Here is a 4,403-nt window from a genome sequence, read left to right on the forward strand (position 1 = left end):
ACTGGCGTTTACTATAATGTGGCTGCCGATGTAATTGCTGAATAAAATGTGTACAGCAAAGATCAACACGCCCTAGGGAGTATTTAAATGTCTGATAAGTTTTCTTCAGCGCCTGCATGCGATGGCAAAAAGCTTCTTATTGAAGTGACAGGAATACAGCATGGAGCTGAGCAGGATTTTGAATTTTATGATCTAACAGACATGACGCAGCAACCTTCTCTTGAAGCCAAGAAGAAGATAGACCCCGAACTCGATGACACCACGATATACAGCTGGGACTGGAGCGACGAGAAAGAAAATCGTAACGTCTGGTTGAAAGTGGATGCAGACGATGGGCCGATTAAGCTACCGTTATTTGAAAATGTAACAGTGACTGAGAGAAAGCAAGACGAGCAAGATTACTTGGTTCACTCAGTGCTTCCGCTCACTCTTTTGCCGTCATATCAGGAATCCGTTACCAATGCGGATTGCGTGGCACCTGTTCGCGCGGGTTATTTATATGTCTTCTATAACCACAAAGCATGGCGAGAGATCCACATTACACCTGAAGACGGGGAAATGTGCCTAAAAGACGTTCATCTCTATCGTTATCGAGAGGGGCGAGATCAACCCTTTAAAGATGAAGAACGTGTGGCGACAGGAATGTCCTTGGGCGAGATTTGGTCCCCGCCAAAGCAAAAAACGAGCAATCCGTTGTTCATATTGCATTTTCTGAAGTGCAATGGAGTGCGCCCCGTCTGAACTATCTTGAAGCACATCCAGAGCAGTTAATGCAACGTGCTAAACCGCTAGACAGTCTTAATGCGGTTGATGGGTCAGACATACTGAAAGTCTCAGCGTTACCTGCTATGCGAGTGAGGGCGCCTGAGTTAGAGTTCTTCCTTGCCGAGCCGATGCAGCTCAATCGCGATCTATCCGGCGCTTGGATTGAATCAAACCTATCAAACGGTGAAGGGAGAGCTTGAGTCCATGAGGGAAGATGGCGAGTCCGCGCCGAATATGCTTCGGTATTATGATCATCAACCTCACCGCTACGAGTATGGACTCAGACACTCTGCACTGATGGATATTCTTTCTCCCGACGCTGGAGAGAGCGAAATGTGGGAGGCTGAACCGACAGAAGACTATCTCACTAAAGCCAAGCAACGTCACTTAAGAGCCATCGTGCTGGACGATCCGCTTTTTGACCTTAGACACCATACATACCTCGCGCGAAGTGGTGTGGCTTACATGCAACAAATTTACGTTGATATGAGCCAACAACCGCACTACCGCTCTGCGGAGTTAGTGCAAAAGCTCGTTGTTCCTCCCAAGTTTGGCGAGAATGAAAACCCGTCACATGCTGCGTACGATGAGATGGATACTTTCTTAGGGGGACGCTTTCATCGAACACTGCGTACCGTAGAGCGTCAAATATGCTGCACCGATATAGAAAATTTGCAAGGTTACGTACAAAGCATTATTGAGGAACCGCGGCTGGCTGTGGTGATCCGAGATATCAGCTCACTCAACGATATCAATGCAGCGGCAGCCCAAAAGCTGATAGGAGAGGCGGTATCTGCGCTTTGCGTGAATACGAAAAAGCTTGACCAACTCTCTCACTATGAAGATCGGGGGATGTCTCCCTATTTAGATACAGCAAAGAATATTCTACTGCCCAGTGGCGGATCAGCTTTGCACCCGATACTTTTCCCTGCAGAACAAAGCGTCAGCTTGGACGAGTCTTTGGAAGAGCCGCCAGAGCCAGTTAATCTAGGCGATGGGTTGGCAACGCCAGAGTCACTCGCATTGTGGTTTAAAAAGGGTACGGATATTCAAGATGAAGAGTTGCGTGTCTTCGATCTTGCCTTAGTGTCGTCCGCTAACAACAACGAAGAGGGTGCCTTTGCTGGCGTGCGACAGGTTGCGAATACTCTAAATATTATTCTAGGAGGCTACTACGAAACCTTGTTGGAATTGAGCCAAAACTTGGCTGATGAAGCGAAGGTCATTGAATTTAACAGTGCCTATGCACCTGTTTTGCGGTTAATGAAATCAGCAAATAGTGAAATGGTGGGGGGACATCACCTATCAACCCGTCGGTGGAAAGGCGTTTAGAGGGACTGTCGTTGGCGTCGAAGGGCATGGCCTGACTTGGGGCCTAAGTGATATTGATCGAGAACACATTAAAACCAAGCAAAAAAGTGCACCCATGGCACGTATGTATGAAAATGCGTCAGGGAAGTTGGTGGCTTCAACCGGTAAAAATGCGTTTAGGTCTAGTGATATACCCGGTGTTGATCGCGCACTCGTTGGGCCTAAGTTGCCACTTAAAGTGGTTGTGGTGGCAGAAGACAGCCACGTGGCAGAAGCCTTTAATCAAGCCAACACCCGCCGATCTCTAAACAATGTCAACCAGACGGCTAGCAACGCCTACGAGGGACTACGTGTTCCTTATTTTATTGCAGTTATTGAGCTTGTAAACTTGATGGTGAATGCTCAACACTTTAGTAATCTAACAAGAGCTCGTGATGCTTATTCACTTGCGCAAGTTGGCAGCGTCCTAGCAGACTTAGGAATAGCCACAGTACATGCCTCAAATTTTTACACACAAAATGCCTCTCGCCTTGCGATTGTATCAAATGCCAAAGCTTTTAACGTACCCAGTTCTCTGGTCAATTGGGTATCCTCTAAAAGTAATACAGTAAGGCTGCTTGGTAGAGTTAGCGTAATAGGCCTAGCCAGCCTTTCCGCTGGTTTTTTAACCTCGGCAATTGCTGGTTGGGATGCGATTTGGCTATGGCAAAATAATGATATTGATGCCAGTATTGCCAATGGAGTGGTGGCAACCGGTACCTTAGTTACCACAGTTGCGACAGGGTTATTTACTACCAGCGCACCAATACTATTTGGCATGGGCCAGTGGCTTGGCTGGGTGATAGGTCTATCAGTAGTGGGTTTGGTCCTCTATTCGTTTTGGAAAAACACCCCCTTAGAAGATTGGATGACGAATGGCCCCTTTGCTGAAGAGCCTAATGAAGACTATCGACATCTATTAGATCCTAAATCGGCGTATGAACATTTAGTAGGCTTGTTTTTAACGATATCTGTAAAAGGTTACCATCTCGAGAGTCAAACGGCTTTTTCTGAGCAACTGAAAGGCCGTATGCGAGCGCTTGGCGCAACCCATATTATTCATGTGAATACGAATCTGGCCTCATTGCTAAACCCAACTAGCCTTGACATAGACTTTTATGCACGTCAGGCAATTGAAAGAAAAACGGTGACGATTAGTCGTGTAGGTAGGCAAGAAGATCGTGAGATCATCAACATAAATTCGGCTAATTTAACACTATTAAAGCAAGAAAGAACTGACGAAGGCTATGCGTTTTTTATTAAGTATGAACAACGCGTGCCCAAAACAAATATGGAATCTCGTTTGCTTTCTGGGCGAGTTTATGAACATCATTACTCTCCGGCGTTAATTACAAGGGCTCAACTTAAAGTCGAGGAGGCTACTTTTCCAACACTGACGCTGGAGCAACTTGAAGAGGGAAAAGTTAGACCCCCTGTGCCTAGCTTTAGTCTGGATGACGATAGCGATCTAGGCTGGACGAAAGACACATTAATAATAAGCTCGCGTGGCTAATGCTTGTAAAACAATAACTTGGTAGTAATTAATGGCATATAATACCGAAAGTTTCACTCCACAATCATCTAAAACACCGCACGGTTTTTTGCAGCAGCTACTCACTAAGGGGAAAGTGTTCCCCTTTACCAAGGCAAATGACACTATTTCCTTATCACTTGCTCGAGAAACAATACCATCGAAAATAAAAGAAGACAGAAGGGAATGGAAAGCCATCATTCTGGACTGAAAAAAGTTTAGATAGTGAATTTCTATCAGGCTGGTCTCAGCTGTACTTTTTAGTGTTGGGCTTGGCAAAATAATATTAATATTGTTTTTGCCATTATTTTACTTGTTAATAGGATATGCTCTTTTTTTGGTCAAGGAGAATGGATAGATAAATGGGAGGACTGGTCAATAATTGCCTATGGCCTAACCCTTTATTTTACACTTCCTTGCTTACTTATATGGGGGCACTATAAATTGGTATGTAAAGGCTACTATTTTTTAGCGCCTTTCTTAAAAAGCAAACCTGTTTATAGCTTAAACCGTCAGACAGGGATGGTGACCTTGTATAAGCGTGGCAATAAAGTGCGCTTTACGCATCCTTTTATCGAATTTGATTGTGTGTTGATGTCGGCCCTTAGTCCGCAAGGCCACCTGAACTACAACTTGATGTTAGTTCATCGCTATCAGCCTTACTCTGTGGGTGTGCCTATTAGTAACTTAATTGGTACCAACGAACGTGTGGTGGAGTACCAGCGCTTGTGGAATATGATCCAGCGTTACATGGATG

General features: G+C 45.2%; 4 protein-coding genes and 1 pseudogene. All 5 read left to right on the forward strand.

What is annotated here, in order from left to right; translation table 11 throughout:
- Positions 1-87: 87 nt before the first annotated feature.
- Entirely contained in the window at positions 88-741 is a 654-nt protein-coding gene (locus DZ54_RS26425) for a hypothetical protein (protein ID WP_240474051.1), read from the forward strand.
- A gap of 29 nt (positions 742-770) precedes the next feature.
- Positions 771-965, forward strand: a complete 195-nt coding sequence (locus DZ54_RS26430; protein WP_240474052.1) for a hypothetical protein — start codon at positions 771-773, stop codon at positions 963-965.
- Entirely contained in the window at positions 928-2,097 is a 1,170-nt protein-coding gene (locus DZ54_RS26435; protein WP_240474053.1) for a hypothetical protein, read from the forward strand. The genes DZ54_RS26430 and DZ54_RS26435 overlap by 38 nt, the downstream gene beginning before the upstream one ends.
- Positions 2,045-3,628: a hypothetical protein gene (locus DZ54_RS26440; protein ID WP_240474054.1), complete on the forward strand. Its 1,584-nt coding sequence runs from the start codon at positions 2,045-2,047 to the stop codon at positions 3,626-3,628. Before DZ54_RS26435 ends, DZ54_RS26440 begins: the two co-directional genes overlap by 53 nt.
- A gap of 462 nt (positions 3,629-4,090) precedes the next feature.
- Positions 4,091-4,403, forward strand: a pseudogene (locus DZ54_RS23780) (hypothetical protein); the annotation flags it as partial.

The organism is Salinivibrio socompensis S35 (genome assembly GCF_000513715.1).
Taxonomy (GTDB): Bacteria; Pseudomonadota; Gammaproteobacteria; order Enterobacterales; family Vibrionaceae; genus Salinivibrio; species Salinivibrio socompensis.